The sequence below is a fragment of the Allobosea sp. P4_C6 genome, assembly GCF_056402015.1.
Genome location: NZ_JBFUIF010000010.1, coordinates 18463 through 33774 on the forward strand (window position 1 = coordinate 18463; position 15312 = coordinate 33774).

Annotated in this window: 11 protein-coding genes; 8 read left to right on the plus strand and 3 right to left on the minus strand. The window is 68.4% G+C overall.

Annotated elements, in window-relative coordinates:
* Window positions 1-102 precede the first annotated feature (102 nt).
* From tssK to AC1DVA_RS09605, 6 genes are read left to right on the plus strand one after another with little or no spacing between them, the layout of a single operon-like run.
* Window positions 103-1440, plus strand: a complete 1338-nt coding sequence (tssK, locus tag AC1DVA_RS09580) for a type VI secretion system baseplate subunit TssK (RefSeq protein ID WP_265053818.1) — start codon at window positions 103-105, stop codon at window positions 1438-1440.
* The gene (tssL, locus tag AC1DVA_RS09585; protein ID WP_476805736.1) at window positions 1437-2876 is read left to right on the plus strand and encodes a type VI secretion system protein TssL, long form; all 1440 of its coding nucleotides are present in this window, start codon (window positions 1437-1439) and stop codon (window positions 2874-2876) included. Before tssK ends, tssL begins: the two co-directional genes overlap by 4 nt.
* Window positions 2877-2885: 9 nt before the next feature.
* Window positions 2886-6515 carry a type VI secretion system membrane subunit TssM gene (tssM, locus tag AC1DVA_RS09590; protein WP_476805737.1) on the plus strand — a complete coding sequence of 1210 codons (3630 nt, stop codon included), beginning with the start codon at window positions 2886-2888 and terminating at the stop codon, window positions 6513-6515.
* A 4-nt stretch (window positions 6516-6519) separates the two neighbouring features.
* Window positions 6520-7224, plus strand: coding sequence for a type VI secretion system-associated protein TagF (gene tagF / locus AC1DVA_RS09595; protein WP_476805738.1), 705 nt, complete (start codon window positions 6520-6522; stop codon window positions 7222-7224).
* On the plus strand, window positions 7193-8032 hold the full coding sequence (locus tag AC1DVA_RS09600) for a PP2C family protein-serine/threonine phosphatase (protein ID WP_265053822.1): 840 nt from the start codon (window positions 7193-7195) through the stop codon (window positions 8030-8032). The genes tagF and AC1DVA_RS09600 overlap by 32 nt, the downstream gene beginning before the upstream one ends.
* Window positions 8029-10080, plus strand: coding sequence for a serine/threonine protein kinase (locus AC1DVA_RS09605; RefSeq protein ID WP_476805739.1), 2052 nt, complete (start codon window positions 8029-8031; stop codon window positions 10078-10080). Before AC1DVA_RS09600 ends, AC1DVA_RS09605 begins: the two co-directional genes overlap by 4 nt.
* Window positions 10081-10192: 112 nt before the next feature.
* Here the strand turns inward: AC1DVA_RS09605 and AC1DVA_RS09610 are convergent, their stop codons facing one another.
* The 3 genes from AC1DVA_RS09610 to AC1DVA_RS09620 form a co-directional block, all read right to left on the minus strand.
* Complete coding sequence (locus tag AC1DVA_RS09610) at window positions 10193-10471, minus strand: hypothetical protein (protein WP_265053824.1); 279 nt, start codon at window positions 10469-10471, stop codon at window positions 10193-10195.
* 73 nt (window positions 10472-10544) lie between these two features.
* Window positions 10545-12329: a transglycosylase SLT domain-containing protein gene (locus AC1DVA_RS09615; protein WP_476805740.1), complete on the minus strand. Its 1785-nt coding sequence runs from the start codon at window positions 12327-12329 to the stop codon at window positions 10545-10547.
* Between the two features lie 65 nt (window positions 12330-12394).
* Window positions 12395-13948, minus strand: a complete 1554-nt coding sequence (locus AC1DVA_RS09620; RefSeq protein ID WP_476805741.1) for a methyltransferase regulatory domain-containing protein — start codon at window positions 13946-13948, stop codon at window positions 12395-12397.
* A gap of 63 nt (window positions 13949-14011) precedes the next feature.
* On the opposite strand from AC1DVA_RS09620, the gene AC1DVA_RS09625 reads away from it, so the two are divergent.
* Together AC1DVA_RS09625 and AC1DVA_RS09630 are read left to right on the plus strand one after the other, a co-directional pair.
* Entirely contained in the window at window positions 14012-14173 is a 162-nt protein-coding gene (locus AC1DVA_RS09625) for a hypothetical protein (protein WP_265053827.1), read from the plus strand.
* A 54-nt stretch (window positions 14174-14227) separates the two neighbouring features.
* Complete coding sequence (locus AC1DVA_RS09630) at window positions 14228-15256, plus strand: trans-3-hydroxy-L-proline dehydratase (protein ID WP_476805742.1); 1029 nt, start codon at window positions 14228-14230, stop codon at window positions 15254-15256.
* Window positions 15257-15312 lie beyond the last annotated feature (56 nt).

Here is a 15312-nt window from a genome sequence, read left to right on the forward strand (position 1 = left end):
ATGACGGCGGCCCGCGCGCGAGGGGAATAGGATTCCCTTGGTGACGCTGGGTTACGTCCTCGATAAGCTCACCATGCCTGCCTTCGAGTGAGCGAGACCGGAATGTCGTGGTACAGCAAGGTCGTCTGGTCGGAAGGGCTTTTCCTCAGGCCGCATCACTTCCAGCAGAACGACCGCTATCTCGAAAATTTGCTGGAAAGCCGCGTCAGGACCATCTCGCCCTATCCATGGGGCTTCTCGGTGCTGGAGATCGACCGCGACCTCGCCCAGCAGAGCCGCATCGGCCTGCGCCGCGCCGTCGGCGTGATGCCGGACGGCACCCCCTTCGCGCTGCCCGACAACAGCCCCCTGCCGGCCGCGATCGAGGTGCCGGAGAATGCTGCCGGCCAGATCGTCTGGCTCTCGCTGCCGCTGGCCGCCGCCAATACCCGCGAGGTCGAGGACGCGCTGAACGGCTCGGCCAGCCGCTACGTCCCCGCAAACGAGATGCTGATCGATTCGACCGCCTCCCTGCGCACCGAGGAGGAGATCGACGTCGCCCATCCGCGCCTGACGCTGGAGCTGCGCAAGACCTCGAAGGCCGGCTATGTCGGCCTCGCGCTCGGCCGCATCCTCGAGGTGCGCGACCGCGCCATCCTCTTCGACGAGAAATTCGCCCCGCCGGTGCTGGTCTGCTCGGCCTATCCGGTGATCGAGGGCTGGCTCGACCGGGTCATCGGCTGGATCGACAACAAGCTGGAGGAGCTCGCCCGCTACGCCGCCGATCCGACGGCGGGCGGCGGCCTGCAGAGCGCGGACTACTTCGTGCTTCAGCTTCTCAACCGCAACATCCCCGTGCTGAAGCACATGCGCCGGTCGCGCTTCATCCATCCCGAGCGGCTGTTCACGGTCTTCCTTGCGCTCGCCGGTGAGCTCGCGACCTTCACCACGGCCGAGCGCCGCGCCCGCGACTATCCGGCCTATGACCACGACGATCTGGAGAACTGCTTCGCGCCCGTCGTGCGCGACATCCAGGATTTCCTCTCGGCCAATCTCGGCCGCCGCGCCATACGGCTGGAAATCATCGAACGCGCGCCCAACGCCTTCATGTCGACGATCCGGGATCGCAGCCTCGTCCGCAACGCGACGCTGGTGCTGGAAGTCGCGGCGCGCCGGCCGCTGACCGAGATCCAGGCGCAGTTCCCACAGCTCTTCAAGATCGGCCCCAACACCAAGATGAACGAGATCGTCCATGCCCATCTGCCGGGCATCAGCCTCGTCCATCTGCCGACGCCGCCGCCGCAGATCCGCGCGCTCACGGATCATGTATACTTCTACCTCGACCGCACCTCGCCGCTCTGGCCCGAGTTCAGCACGGCGAGTTCGATCGGCATGCATTTTTCCGGTGACTGGCCCGATCTCGAACTCGAGCTCTGGGCCGTTCTGGAGGGCAGGCGATGAGCGACGACGGTTCGTCCGACCCGTTCGGCCGTTCCGAACGGACCATCATCCGGCCGAACCCCGGCGGGCGCCGCGCGCCCCTGCCACAAGCTCCCGCACCGCCTTCACCCGCCGCGCCGCAAGCGCAGCCCTACGCCCCCCCACAGGTGCCCTCGCCCGGCGTGCCCGGCGGCGGCGACGAATGGATGTCGAACCCGGCGCCGATCCCGCAGCGCCCGCAGGTTCCCCCGCCTCCGGGAGGAGGCCACTCGCTGCCGCGCCGCGACCAGTTGTTGACGCCGAACGCGAACCCGCTGCTGCGCGCCGCCGGTCCGCTCCTGCTGCTGCTCGGGCGGATGCGCGCCAATCTCTCCAACGCGCCCTTCGCCCAGTTGCTGGGCCAGGTCGGCGAAACGATCGAGGCCTTCGATCATGAGGTCCGCGCCGCCGGCGTCTCCGCCGAGACCGCCCGCACCGCGAAATACGTCCTCGCCGCCACCGCCGACGACATCGTCCAGAACACTCCCGGTGACGACCGCCATGTCTGGACGCAGTACAGCATGCTCTCGCGCTTTTTCGGCGAGCGCACCGGCGGCGTGCGCTTCTTCGAGGAGCTGGACAAGGCCAAGGCCGACCCCTCGGTCAATTACGACCTGCTGGAACTGATGCATGCCTGCCTGGCGCTGGGCTTCCAGGGCATCCATCGCACCTCCTCCGGGGGGGCCAACAACCTGCAGATGATCCAGCGCAACCTCTTCGAGACGCTGCGGCGGGTGAAGCAGCCCGACCCCGAACTCTCGCCGCGCTGGCGCGGGCAGGCCATCGCGGCAACGGTCGCAGGCTTCAAGGTGCCGGTCTGGTCGGTGGCGGCGATCGCTGCGGTCGCCCTGCTCGGCATCTATTTCGTGTTCCGCGCCCTGCTCTCGGGCAATGCCGAGGCGGCCTCGACTGCCCTGCTCTCCGTCCACCCCAAGGGCGAGATCGGCATCATGCGCAAGGTCTTCGCGGCCCCGCCGCCGCCTCCCCCGCCTCCGCCTCAGCCGCCCAAGGTCTGCGCCGCCGTGCAGCCGCCGATCGTTTGCCTTGTCACGCCCAACGTCATCATCGTCCGCCTCGTCGGCATCACGCTGTTCGAGCCGGGCCAGGCGGCCGTGCGCGCCGAGTTCCAGCCGCTGATCGAGCGCATCGCCGCCGTGCTGGAGCAGGAGGGCGGCGCGATCAAGGTCATCGGCCATACCGACAACGTGCCGATCCGCACCGCCCGCTTCCCCTCGAACGTCGAGCTCTCGCAGGCGCGCGCCAAGGCGGTCGGCGACGTGCTGAAGACCAAGCTCAGCAAGGCGGATCGCATCAGCTTCGAGGGCAAGGGCGCGGACACGCCGATCGCGCCCAATACCGCCGCCGACGGCCGCGCCCAGAACCGGCGCGTCGAAATCCTGATCCAGCGTCAGGGCTAGGAGGCGCGCATGAACCTCGCCACCTGGCTCCGCATCCTCGCAATCCTCATCGGCGCGCTCGCGCTCGCGGCGCTGGTCTGGTTCGGCGGCCCCTTCCTCGCCTTCGGCGACGTCCGGCCCTTCGAATCCTTCTGGGTGCGCCTGCCCGTCGTCGTGCTGCTGCTGGTCGGGGCGCTCGGCTGGATCGCCTTCGTCGTCATCCGACGCCGCAAGGCGACCGCTGCGCTCTCCGAAGCGCTGGAGAAGGAGGAGACGACTGGCGACGGCGCCGCGATCTCCAATGCGATGCGCGACGCGCTGGCGACGCTCAAGACCGCGCGCGGCAAGGGCGGCGGCGACTATCTCTACGACCTGCCCTGGTACGTCATTATCGGCCCGCCCGGCGCCGGCAAGACGACCGCGCTGGTCAATTCCGGGCTGAAATTCCCGCTCGCGCGCGGCGCAACGCCGGCCGCCGTCGCGGGCTCCGGCGGCACGCGCTATTGCGACTGGTGGTTCGCCGAGGATGCGGTACTGATCGACACCGCCGGCCGCTACACCACGCAGGACACGGACACCAGGGCCGAGAAGACGAGCTGGTTCGCTTTCCTGGACCTGCTCAAGACCAACCGCCCGCGCCAGCCGATCAACGGCGTGCTCGTCGCGATCAGCGTCGAGGATCTGCTGACCTCGACGCCGGAGGAGATCGCCGCCCATGCCGACGCGATCCGCTCGCGCCTGCTCGAATTGCACGAGCGGCTGAAGGTCGATTTCCCGGTCTATGCCGTCTTCACCAAGGCGGACCTCATCGCCGGCTTCAACGAGTATTTCGGCGCGCTGACCGAGCCGCAGCGGCGCATGGTCTGGGGCCACACCTTCCAGACCGCCGACAAGACGCGCAACATGATCGGCGACGTGCCGCCGGAATATGACGCGCTGATCGAGCGGCTGAACGAACGTCTCTCAGACCGGCTGCAGGACGAGCACAACCCGACATCCCGCGCCCAGATCTTCGGCTTCCCGAGCCAGATGGCCACGCTGAAGCGTTCGATCGTCGATTTCCTCACCCGCGTCTTCGAGCCGACGCGCTACCACGCCAACGCCACCCTGCGCGGCTTCTATTTCACCTCGGGCACGCAAGAGGGAACGCCGATCGACCAGCTCATCGGCGCGCTCTCCCGCAATTTCGGCTCGGATCATGCCGGCGCCGCCGCCTTCTCCGGCAAGGGCAAGAGCTATTTCCTCACCGACCTCATCCAGAAGGTGGTGATCGGCGAATCCGGCTGGGTCTCGACCGATCTCGGCGCCGCGCGCCGCTCGACCATGCTGCGCATCGCCGGCTTCGCGACGGTCGCGATCTTGTCGCTCGCCGCGCTCGGCCTGTGGTGGACGAGCTTCTCGCGCAACAGCGACCTCATCACCGCGACCAATTACGGCCTGTCCGACTATCGCAGCGCCGCAGCCCCGGTCCTTCAGGAGACCACCGTCTCCGACCGCAATTTCAGCCGCATCCTGCCGCTGCTGCACAAGCTCCGGAACATGCCGGCGGGCTACGCCACCCAGAACGAGCCGACGCCGACGCTCGCCACCCTGGGCTTGAGCCAGCGCGACCGCCTGCAGAACGCGACCGAGATCACCTATCAGCAGGCGCTGGAGCGGATGCTGCGCCCGCGCATCATCTTCCGGCTGGAGGAGCAGCTCGAGGCCAACGCCAACAATCCCGGCTTCGTCTACGAGGCGTTGAAGGTCTACATGATGATCGGAGGCCAGGCGAAGATGGACCGCGACCTCGTCACCTCCTGGATGCGCCTTGACTGGGCCGAGAACCTCTTCCCCGGCCCCGCCAACGCCAAGGGCCGCGAGGCGCTGGAGGAGCATCTGGCCGCGATGCTCGACCTCGACGAGGGCTCGGCCGAGCCGATGGTCAAGCTCAACCAGTCGCTGATCGAGCAGAGCCAGCGCACCTTGCGCCGCCTCAGCATCGCCGAGCGCGCCTATGAACTGCTGCGGACGCAGGCGCGCGGCGAGAGCCAGAAGGACTGGGTCGCCTCCCAGCGCGGCGGGTCCGATGTCCGCCTCGTCTTCGAAGGCAGCGGCGGCGAGGACCTCGACCAGATCCGCGTGCCCTATTTCTACACCTATGACGGCTTCCAGACCGCCTTCATCGGCCGGCTCGGCGACATCGGCGACCGCATCGAGAAGGAGCGCTGGGTGCTGGGCGAGAATGTCGACCAGCAGGCGATCACCGCCCAGTATGCGACGCTCTTCCAGGACCTGATGAAGCTCTATGCCCGCGACTATGTCGCTAGCTGGCAGCGCATGCTGAAGCGGCTGAAGCTGCGCCCCCTCAACGCCGACAAGCCACGCTATGTCGCGCTCAGCGCAATCTCGGCGCCGACCTCGCCGTTCAAGCAGGTGCTCGAATCGCTGCGCGACGAGACACAGCTCACCAAGGAGCGCCCGAACGCGAAGAAAGCCGTGGCGCAGGCCGCCGCCGCTGCTGCGGCGCAGACGCTCGACCAGCGCGCGAGCCAGGCGCTCGGCCGCCTCGGCAGCAATCTCCCGCTTGCCGCGCCGGGGGTCGATCGCGTGCTTGCCGGCGGCACGGACCCGGCATTGGGGGCCGACATCGAAGGCCAGTTCAAGCCCTTCCAGGTCCTCGTCGACGGCGATCTCGGCCGCCGGCCGGTCGACCAGCTCCTGCAGACCTTCTCCGAGATCAACCAGAACCTCGCCACCGCCGCGACCAATCCGGCGCAGTCGGCGGCGGCGAACGCCGCGCTCGTGCCGCTGATCGCGACCTTGCGCGCCAACTCCTCGCGCTACCCTGCCCCCTTCGACGGCATGATCATCCAGGCGGTCAACGACTTCGAGGGCGATGCCACCGGCGCGACCGTCGCCCTGCTCCGGCAGGCGCTGGCCGAACAGGTGACGCGCATCTGCACCGAGGTGATGAACAACCGCTACCCCTTCACCAAGGCCAGCACCCGCGATGTGCCGCTCGCCGATTTCGCCCGGCTCTTCGCCCCCGGCCAGATCATGGACAAGTTCTACAAGGACCGGCTGGAGCCCTTCGTCGACACCTCCAAGCCGCAATGGAGCTGGCGCGTCGACAGCCGCGTGGCGCGCGCGCTGTCTCCCACGACCTTGCGCGAATTCCAGCGCGCCAGCGAGATCAAGGACGCATTCTTCCCGACCGGCGGCAACCTGCCCTCCTTCCAGATGGTGGTGACCCCGACCGCGCTCTCGGCCGACGCCGCCAACGCCAAGCTCGAGATCAACGGCTTCACGGTGACGAGCCAGCAGGGCGTCAACACGCCGACGCCGGTGATGTGGCCGGGCGGGGGCGTCGGCAAGACGGCGATCACGCTGACGCTCGGCGGCGGCAGCGGCAATTCCGGCGGCATGTTCGGCGGCGGCTTCTTCTCCTCGGGCTCGCAGAATGCCGCGCAGGGCGAGGCCAAGCTCTTCGAGAAGGACGGCACCTGGTCCTTCTTCCGCCTGCTCGATGCCGGCTCGGTGCTGAAGCAGGGCGACAATGTCGGGTTCACGCTGAACGGCGGCGGCCGGCAGGTCGGCTATTCCTTCGGCGTCGGCTCGCTCAAGAACCCGCTGATCCTGCCGGCGCTGCGGGAAATCCGCTGCCCCGCGGGGATCTGACGCGGTGCCCTGCGGCCTCTTCGGCAAGCTCCCCGCCAAGCGCGACTTCATCGCGCTCAACGCCCCCACAGGCTTCCTGGCCGTCTACGAAAAATGGCTGCAGGGCGGGCTGACCGCGAGCCGGCTCGAACTCGGAGGCCGCTGGCAGGAGGCCTATCTCAACGCACCGATCTGGCGCTTCTGGCTGGGCGCCGGCCATGGCGGGCAGACGGTGGCCGGCGCCTTCATGCCCTCGGTCGACGGCATCGGCCGCTATTTCCCGCTGACCGTCTTCGCCGTGGCCGCGCCGGGCGCCGCGATCCCCCCGCCGGAACTCGATCCGCAGGACGGATGGTTCGCGGCGATCGAGGATTTCCTGCTGCAGGCCCTGGAACCCGATTCGAGCTACGAGGCCGTCGCACAGCGCCTCGCCGCGCTGCCCGTGCCCAACGACCATCACCTCGCCGCCCCGCCGCAGGATATGGTGCGGCTCTCGGACGGGACCATCGTCAGCGCGGCCATTGCGTCCGGCTTTCCGGAGCGGCTGGTGGCGCTGCGCGTCGAGGATCATTCGCGGGCCTATGCCCATGCCTCATATCTCTGGACCGTCGGCGGGCCGAATTTCGAGGCGCTGGCGCTGACCGGCCAGGCCCTGCCCGATCCCTATCTCTTCACCGGCCTGCTGACGGGACGCTTCGATGCCCATCTCGCAGCCGAACGCGCCGGATAATGAGGGCGATGCCATGAACGATGCTCCGCGCGCGGCCTCCGATTTCGAGACCGGCTGCATCAGCCATACCGGCAAGGTCCGCAAGGCGAACGAGGACAACTTCCTGCTGCGCCCCGAAGTCGGCCTCTGGGCCGTGGCGGACGGCATGGGCGGGCACGAGAACGGCGCGCTCGCCAGCGCCACCGTCGTTGCCGCGCTGGAAGGCGTCGGCGCGACGAACTCGGCCTCGGAGCTGCTCGCCATGCTGGAGGGCAGCGTGCTCGAAGCCAACCACACCCTGCGCGAGGAAATCCGCCAGCGCGGCGCGACGATGGGTGCGACCCTCGTCGTCCTGCTGATCCACCAGCGTCATTTCGCCTGCCTCTGGTCGGGCGACAGCCGGATCTATCTCGTCCGCGCCGGACGCATCACGCAGATATCACGCGACCATACCGAGGTGCAGGACATGGTAGATCGCGGCCTGCTGACGCCCGACGAAGCGAAGAACTCGCCACGCCGGCACGTCATCACCCACGCGATCGGCGTGCACGAAACGCCGGAACTCGACCTCGAGAACGGCGAGATCGCCGATGGCGACGCCTTCCTGCTCTGCTCGGACGGGCTGACGGAGCACGTCGCCGATGCCGAGATCCTGCAGGCCGTCGAGGCTGGCGGCGCGCAGGCCGCCTGCGACACCCTGCTGGCGCTGACGCTGGAGCGCGGCGCGCGCGACAACGTCACCGTCGTCATCGTCCGCTATCGACAGGGCGCGAGCGAGAGAACACGCTGGATGCCGAACCGGCGCGCACCAGGGAGCTCCACGCCATGAGCGACGACTCCGAGCGCACCGTCTTCGCCCCGCGCGCCAATGCCCGCATCGGCACCAGGCTCAACGGCATCTACGAGATCGAGAGCCTGATCGCGGTCGGCGGCATGGGCGAGGTCTACAAGGGCCGCGCCATCCAGACCGGCGACGCGGTCGCGATCAAGATGATCCGCCCCGACATGGCCCGCGACGAGGCCGTGATCGCGCTGTTCCGGCGCGAAGCGGCAGCGCTGCACAACCTCTATAACGAGGCCATCGTCCGCTACTACGTCTTCGCCATCGATCCGGCGAGCGAGTCGCCCTACCTCGCCATGGAGTTCGTCGACGGCCAGCCGCTCTCCGAGCGCATCAAGCAGCAGCCTTTGACGATCGAGGAAGCCGATGTGCTGCGCCAGCGGGTCGGGCCCGGGCTGCACGCCGCCCATCGCCTCGGCATCGTCCACCGCGACATCTCGCCGGACAACATCATCCTGCCCGGCGGCGATCCCTCCCGCGCCAAGATCATCGATTTCGGCATCGCCCGCTCCAGCCTGCTCGGCGAAGGCACGGTGATCGGCTCCGGCTTCGCCGGCAAATACAACTATGTCTCGCCCGAGCAACTCGGGCTCTATGGCGGCGAGGTCACCGGCCGCTCCGACATGTATTCCTTCGCGCTGGTGCTGGCCGAAGCCGTCGCCGGCCGCGCGCTCGATATGGGCGGCTCGCAGGTCCAGATCCTCGACAAGCGCCGCCGCCTGCCCGATCTCTCCGGCGTCGATGCCCGCCTGCGCCCGCTGCTCGCGCGCATGCTCGCGCCCGACCCCGCAAACCGCCCGGCCGACATGGCCGAGGTCGCCGCCTGGCAATCGCCTGCCGCCGGCAAGAAGGCGGCTGGCCCTGCCGGCCAGAAGAGGCAAGGAAGGTCGCCGATGGCGCTCGTCGCGGGCGTCGCGATCCTCGCGCTGCTGGCAGGAGGCGGCTTCTACGCCTGGAAGAGCTTTCAGCCCGAACAGACGAGCAAGAATGCCCGCCTCCCGAGCGCCGATCCCCCGCCTCTATCCGAGCAGCCTTCCGCAAGCGCCACCGCCAGCAACAACGCGCCAGCCCTGACCGAAGCTCCAGCAGAGAAGCCGGCGCAGGCAGCCGCGCCGAGCACCACAACGCAGACGTCTGCACCGCCGGTCGCTGCCCCGCAGCCCTCGCCGCCACCCTCGGTGCCGAACCCGGCACCTCCCCAGATCGCCACCAACGTCGAGACCGCACCACCGGCGCCGCCTGCGCGCCCGCCCGCAGCCGAGCCTGCCAAGCCTCCGCCGCCCCCCGAGTTAGGGCCTGTTGAGAAGCCGCCGGTCGCCATCGCAAAACCGCCATCCAGCCCGCCCGTGATCCAGCCCTCGACACAGGCGCCGCCGCCCCCGCAGACCGCCGCGCTCGCGCCGGAGCCGGAGCCGCGCACGCCGGCCGAACGGGTCGAGCGCTATGTTCGCGACTACGATGGCGGCTCTTGTTTCTTCCTGTGGCCCCTGGAAATCGGCGACCGCAAGGCGACGCTGGAAGGCTTCGGCAGCGCATCGGGCCCCTTCGTCACCTTCGACAATGCCTTCAAGGCCGCGCAGGGCTTCGAGGCGCAGATCAACCTGCGCCCCGTCACCAGCGCGCAGTGCCCGATGGTCGAGTTCCTGCGCCAGCCGGGCGTCGGCATCGATCGCTCTCCGCGGCTACAGATCGGCGCGTTCAACATGAAGAGCGGCGAAATCCTCAACGGCTCGGTGGAAGCCGGCGGCGGCCAGAGCCTCGATGTCGTGCTGATCGGCGACGACGGGCTCGTCTACAACCTCGAAAGCTTCATGAAGCGCGAGGGCGGCAAGATCACCTTCAACCTCAAGCTCGAATCGACCGGCGGCGCGGCCCGCCCGCAGACTGTGCTCGCCCTCGTCAGCCAGGAACCGTTGCCCGCGCTCGCAGGCCCCAACCCGGCTCCTGCCAGCGAGTTCTTCGCCAATCTCAAGCTCGACCTGGCGCGCCAGCCGGGCAAGCTCGGGCTCGGGATCAAATATTTCCGGATCGAGTGACGGACAGGCGTCATTCTCGGGCTCGATCCGAGCATCTCAGGACCAGCGGGCTCTGGTTTCTGAGATACTCGGGTCAAGCCCGAGCATGACGGAGCCATTCGGCTTCGGCCTCTCACTCCTCCCGGTACAGCACGCCCCATTCGTCCTGCCAGACACCCGCCGCATCCTCGACGACGATCGGCGCCTGGATTTCGTTGGCGAGGCGGATGGCAGTGCGGAAGGCGTCCTTCGCCGCCAGCTCGTCGCTGACGAAATCATTGACGAGATGCCCGCCGGCCAGTTCGGCCGGGCAGAGCACCCGCCCGAAGGCCTCGCCGCTGCGTTCGCTCAGGCTGAGCGTGATCGCGTCGGGCTGCGGCTCGTCGACCTGCTCGAAACGGTTGGCCGGCATGAGCTCTCTCCTCATCGATGCCCGGGAACCGGGCGTGGCTGGCCGCAGGCGGGATCGCACGCGGCGGAAAACGTCATTTCTTCGGTTGCGGCCGGGCGAGGCCCGGCCCCATCGTCGGCCTGACCGCGCTGTAGCGATCGAGCCTGATCTTGATCATGTCGTTGAACTTCTTGTGGACCTCGGAGACCGACAGCACCTTCGTCTCGCCGCCGGCATCGGCATAGAAGATCGGCCGGTTGGCCTGTGCCGGCTTCGGCAGCAGCTCGGCCGCCTTGACGCCCGGCGTCTCCTCCATCGTCTCGATGAAGGTCTGCGCCGCATCCGGCCCGAGGAAGTGGATGAGATAGATCTCGCCGCCGGTGAGGTGGCGCCCCAGAGCGCGCTCCAGCCTCAGCGTGTCGCGCTTCAGCATCTCCGCCGCCAGCAGCGCCGAAACATAGGGTTCGCGCCGCATGTCGAGGATGCGCTGGCGCTCGTCGCCATTGCCGATCGTGAACTGCCTGCCGGAACGGCCTATCAGCTTGGCATCCGCGGCAAGCCCGTGCTTGGCGCCGAACTCGTAGATCACGCCGAGCCAGGTCTGCTCGATGAACTGGTAGAGGCCGGTCGCGGACGAGGTCTTCGCCTTCACCCCGGTGGAGAACGAGGACTCCTTGTCCGCCACCGCCATCAGCAGCGTCGGATCGGCGCCCACGACCTTGCTGGCGCGCACGATCGTATCGACCAGATGCCGGCGGATCTTGATCGGCCCGAAGGTCAGGATCTGGTCGGGATCGCCGCTGGAGATTTGCGGCGGCGGCTGCGGCGCTCCGCTGGGTGCGGTCGGCGCCGTCGGCACGCTCTGCATCTTCGGTGGCACCAGCAGGATGTTGGACGGCAATTGCAGCTGATTGACCGGCACCTGCTGCGTCGGCGCATCCCCCTGCGGCTTGATCGCCGCCAGCGAGGGATCGTTGTCGAGGGCGAACTGGGCCGCCTGCCGCGCCCCCTCCAGATCCTGCTCCACCGAGGACAGGATCAGCGAGGGCCGGGCCGGGCCATCCTTCAGCGCGGGCGCCTCGACCGCCGCGACCTCGTCCGCACCAGCCGGCATGGACCGCTCCGGCTGCTGCAGCCTTGCATAGGCGAGGCCGAGCACGGCCGCCGCCACACAGGCGACGCCCACTCCCACGGCTGCGATCGCCATGCGTCCGGAGAGGCCTTTCCGAGCCGACGAAACCGGATCGAGCGCTTCGCCCGCAGGCATTGCAGACGGCTTATGAGGATGCTTCGGAACGACGGCCGACGGTGGCTGAGCGGCGCCCTGCCGAGATGCAGGCGCAGCACGCGGGCGTCCGGTATCGGGGGTCTTCGCGGGAGGAGCCGCCCCCGCCCTCTCGGTTGCCTTCGCCGGCTGCGCAAGTTGCCGAGCCGGACCGGAAGCGTGCTCCGGTGCAGCAGAGGCGGCACTGTCCGAGACGAGGCGGCGCAGGCCCGCAAGCCAGGCTGCATCGTCGCGCTCGCCTAGCGTCGCAAGCTCGTCGACGAACCGCCGCGCCGTCATCTGCGGCACGCCCGCATCCCGCGCGATCGTCGCGACCGCACCCTTGCCGGGATGTTCCGTCACGGTCTTCAGGGCGAAGAACCAGAGCTGGAGCGGCGTGCGCCGGCTTTCCATCGGCGTGCCCGCCGCCGGATGAATCATGTAGTGGCAGTGGTTACAGGCGAAGCCGCGCAGCTTCGGGCGCATCTCGAACGAGGCGGCGCGTCCGCAGGCCGCGCAGGCCATGATCGTGCCGCCATGGCGCAGCCGCATCAGCTCGGCGAGGCAGGCTTCCTCGGGAAACAGCGCCTGGAATTGCCGGAAGCGCTCGCTCATTCTGACGGCCCGCGCCTCATCGCCCCTTCCGCAAGGTTACGCCCCGCTCCGCGGAGCGACAATCGTCATGCGCGCAGCAGGGCGAGACGGGCGACATCCCTGAGATGCATCGCCACCTCGGCTGCCGTCGCCCGCTCCGGCAGGTTCGGCACGGCGACGCCGGCAGCCCGCGTCTCGGCCAGGAAGGCGTTCATCTCGTCGAGCAGCATGCGCTGGTCGCGCGAGCCGTCGAGCAGGCTGACGAATTTCCGCACCACGATGCTGTCGAGCTGAACGGTGCGGTGGCGCAGATCGGTCACTTCGAGGGCGGTCGCGGCCTGCCAGCGTGCGATCTCGCTTGCGGCCGGCTTCTCGCTGATCTCCGTCGTCAGCACCGGCGGTTCCAGCCGGATGTCGAGCAGCCCGGCCTTGAAGATCGCGATCAGCGCCTCCTCCAGCCGCCCGATTTCGTGGGCGCTATCGGGCCCCAGCCCATCGCCGACTTCGTCGCAGCAACGCGCGACCAATTCGTCCCAGGCAATGCTGGCCGGCCAGATCGCGCTCATAATGCCGAGCGCCGCCTTGCACAGGGGCAGATCGACCGAGAGCCGAACCCCCTCGTCGAACTCGAAACGCTCGACACCGGGCCTTGCATCCTCCGTCACTTGCTGGGCCAGCCGCGCATTGGCGGCAAGGTAATATGGCCGCAGCGCATCGGGGCGGATGCCCCTTTGCAGGGTCAGATCGGCCCGGCACAGCAATGACTCGCGAAACGGACGGCCGATCAGCAGATCGAGCGTCTGTTCGCGCCGGGCCGCCTCCTCCACCGGAATCTGCGCCAGCAACTGCTGTGCCGGCCCCTTGGCGGCGCCGTAGAGGTTCGGGAACGACGCCTCTGCGAGGAATTGCAGCCCGTGACGCTCCGCCGTGGACAAGACCTCGTGCAGAGCGAAGGCGCGCGCTCCGGGGTTCAGGTCGTCATGGTAGAAGACGTTGTCCGGAAGCTCGTCGATCTGCTTCAGGCGCTGGCGCAACGCCGCGCCATGGAAGCTGTCGGGATCGCTGGCTTCGGCGACATCCTTGAGCGCCGCACGCGCCACCCGCACCCGCTCGCGCGGCTCGTCGATATCGCGGACCGCGTAGAGCATGACGTCCCGCGCCAGATCGCGCAGGCGACAGCCCGGCAGCGCGTTATAGCTGAGATAGGCGACGCCCTGCGGCGCCAGCAATTCGCCGAAGAGCGCGACGATGCGCTCCCTCACCGGATCCGGCACCCAGGAAAACACGCCGTGGACGATGATGTAGTCGAAGCGCCCGAGATCGGCCGTCAGCTCCAGGATGTCGCGCTGCTCGAACGCGACATTCGCAAGGCCGAGTTCGCCCGCGCTGGCGTTCGCCTGCCGGATCGAATCCCCGCTGAGGTCGATGCCAAGGAACTGGCTCCGCGGGTATTGCGCGGCCATCGGGATCAGATTGCCGCCTCGCCCGCAGCCGAGTTCGAGCACGCGCATGGTGGATGGCAGTGCCGGGCTCATCCCATGGAAATGCGCGATGGTCGCCAACCGCGATGGATGAGTCTGGGAGAATGAATGGCCGGGATAGGCCACGGCGTCATAGGGATTGATCGCTGAAGCGCTCATGGCCGCCTGTCCGCCTCGGTTCGGACCATACCATCCCAGCGACCTCTCCGGCGCCTCCTTCATTTGAAGGAGCGGACGCTGCGGCTGGACTACACCCACTACGATCTCGGCAACCAGAACCTGACCTTGCAGGACTATACCGGCCTGGCGCCGGGCCAATATGCGCTCATGCGGGCGCGCACCTCCGGCGATATCGTCAAGGCCGGCTTCAACTTCGGCTTCTGAAGCCGATGAGGACCGGGTAACACTGGTCCGGTCGCACCGAGCCGGGCCTCCCATATGCGCAGCAGCAGGATCATCCATGTCGTCGGCTGCCATGCGGCAGGCGAGGTCGGAGACGTCATCGTCGGTGGCGTGCAGCCGCCGCCGGGCGAGACGATCTGGGAACAGTCACGCTTCATCGCCAACGACGAGACCCTGCGCAACTTCGTCCTCAACGAGCCGCGCGGTGGCGTCTACCGCCACGTCAACCTGCTCGTCCCGCCCAAGGACCCACGTGCCCAGATGGGCTGGATCATCATGGAGCCGGCCGACACGCCGCCGATGTCCGGCTCCAATGCGATCTGCGTCGCGACGGTGCTGCTCGACACCGGCATCCTGCCGATGCAGGAGCCGCGCACCGACMTCGTGCTCGAAGCTCCGGCCGGGTTGATCGAGATCAGCGCCACCTGCCGAAACGGCAAGGCCGAGGCGATCAGCCTGCGCAACGTCCCCTCCTTTGCCGCACGGCTCGGCGCGACGATCGAGGTAGCCGGCCTCGGCACTTTGAGTGTCGACATCTCCTATGGCGGCGACAGCTTCGTCATCGTCGATGCCGCCCGCCTCGGCTTCGCGATCGCGCCCGACGAGGCGCGCGAGATCGCCGAGATCGGCATGAGCATCACCCGCGCCGCGAATGAACAGCTCGGCTTCGCCCATCCCGGCGACACCGCCTGGAACCACATCTCCTTCTGCCAGTTCGCCGCCCCGGTCGAGCGCATCGACGGCGTGCTGACCGGCCGCAATGCGGTGGCGATCCGCCCCGGCAAGATCGACCGCTCGCCGACCGGCACCGGCTGCTCGGCGCGGATGGCCGTGCTGCACGCGCGCGGACAGCTCGGCGTCGGCGAACGCTTCGTCGGCCTGTCGATCATCGGCTCGCGCTTCGACTGCGAGATCGAAAGCCTGACGCGGATCGGCGACACCCCGGCGGTCATCCCGCGAATCACCGGCAGCGCCTGGGTCACCGGCACCTCACAGCTCATGCTCGACCCCGACGACCCGTACCCAGCCGGCTATCGCCTCTCCGATACCTGGCCGAAACTGTGACGCACGGCGTTTCGGCTGTGGAACGGCGCGGCGGCCCTTGACACCTGCCGGTGCGA

What these genes read in the sequence shown, in the direction of transcription:
- AC1DVA_RS09605 (WP_476805739.1), top strand. Translation starts at nt 8,029, where the DNA reads ATGAGCGACGACTCCGAGCGCACCGTCTTCGCCCCGCGCGCCAATGCC.
- tssM (WP_476805737.1), top strand. Translation starts at nt 2,886, where the DNA reads ATGAACCTCGCCACCTGGCTCCGCATCCTCGCAATCCTCATCGGCGCG.
- tssL (WP_476805736.1), top strand. Translation starts at nt 1,437, where the DNA reads ATGAGCGACGACGGTTCGTCCGACCCGTTCGGCCGTTCCGAACGGACC.
- AC1DVA_RS09600 (WP_265053822.1), top strand. Translation starts at nt 7,193, where the DNA reads ATGCCCATCTCGCAGCCGAACGCGCCGGATAATGAGGGCGATGCCATG.
- tssK (WP_265053818.1), top strand. Translation starts at nt 103, where the DNA reads ATGTCGTGGTACAGCAAGGTCGTCTGGTCGGAAGGGCTTTTCCTCAGG.
- AC1DVA_RS09610 (WP_265053824.1), bottom strand. Translation starts at nt 10,471, where the DNA reads ATGCCGGCCAACCGTTTCGAGCAGGTCGACGAGCCGCAGCCCGACGCG.
- AC1DVA_RS09615 (WP_476805740.1), bottom strand. Translation starts at nt 12,329, where the DNA reads ATGAGCGAGCGCTTCCGGCAATTCCAGGCGCTGTTTCCCGAGGAAGCC.
- AC1DVA_RS09620 (WP_476805741.1), bottom strand. Translation starts at nt 13,948, where the DNA reads ATGAGCGCTTCAGCGATCAATCCCTATGACGCCGTGGCCTATCCCGGC.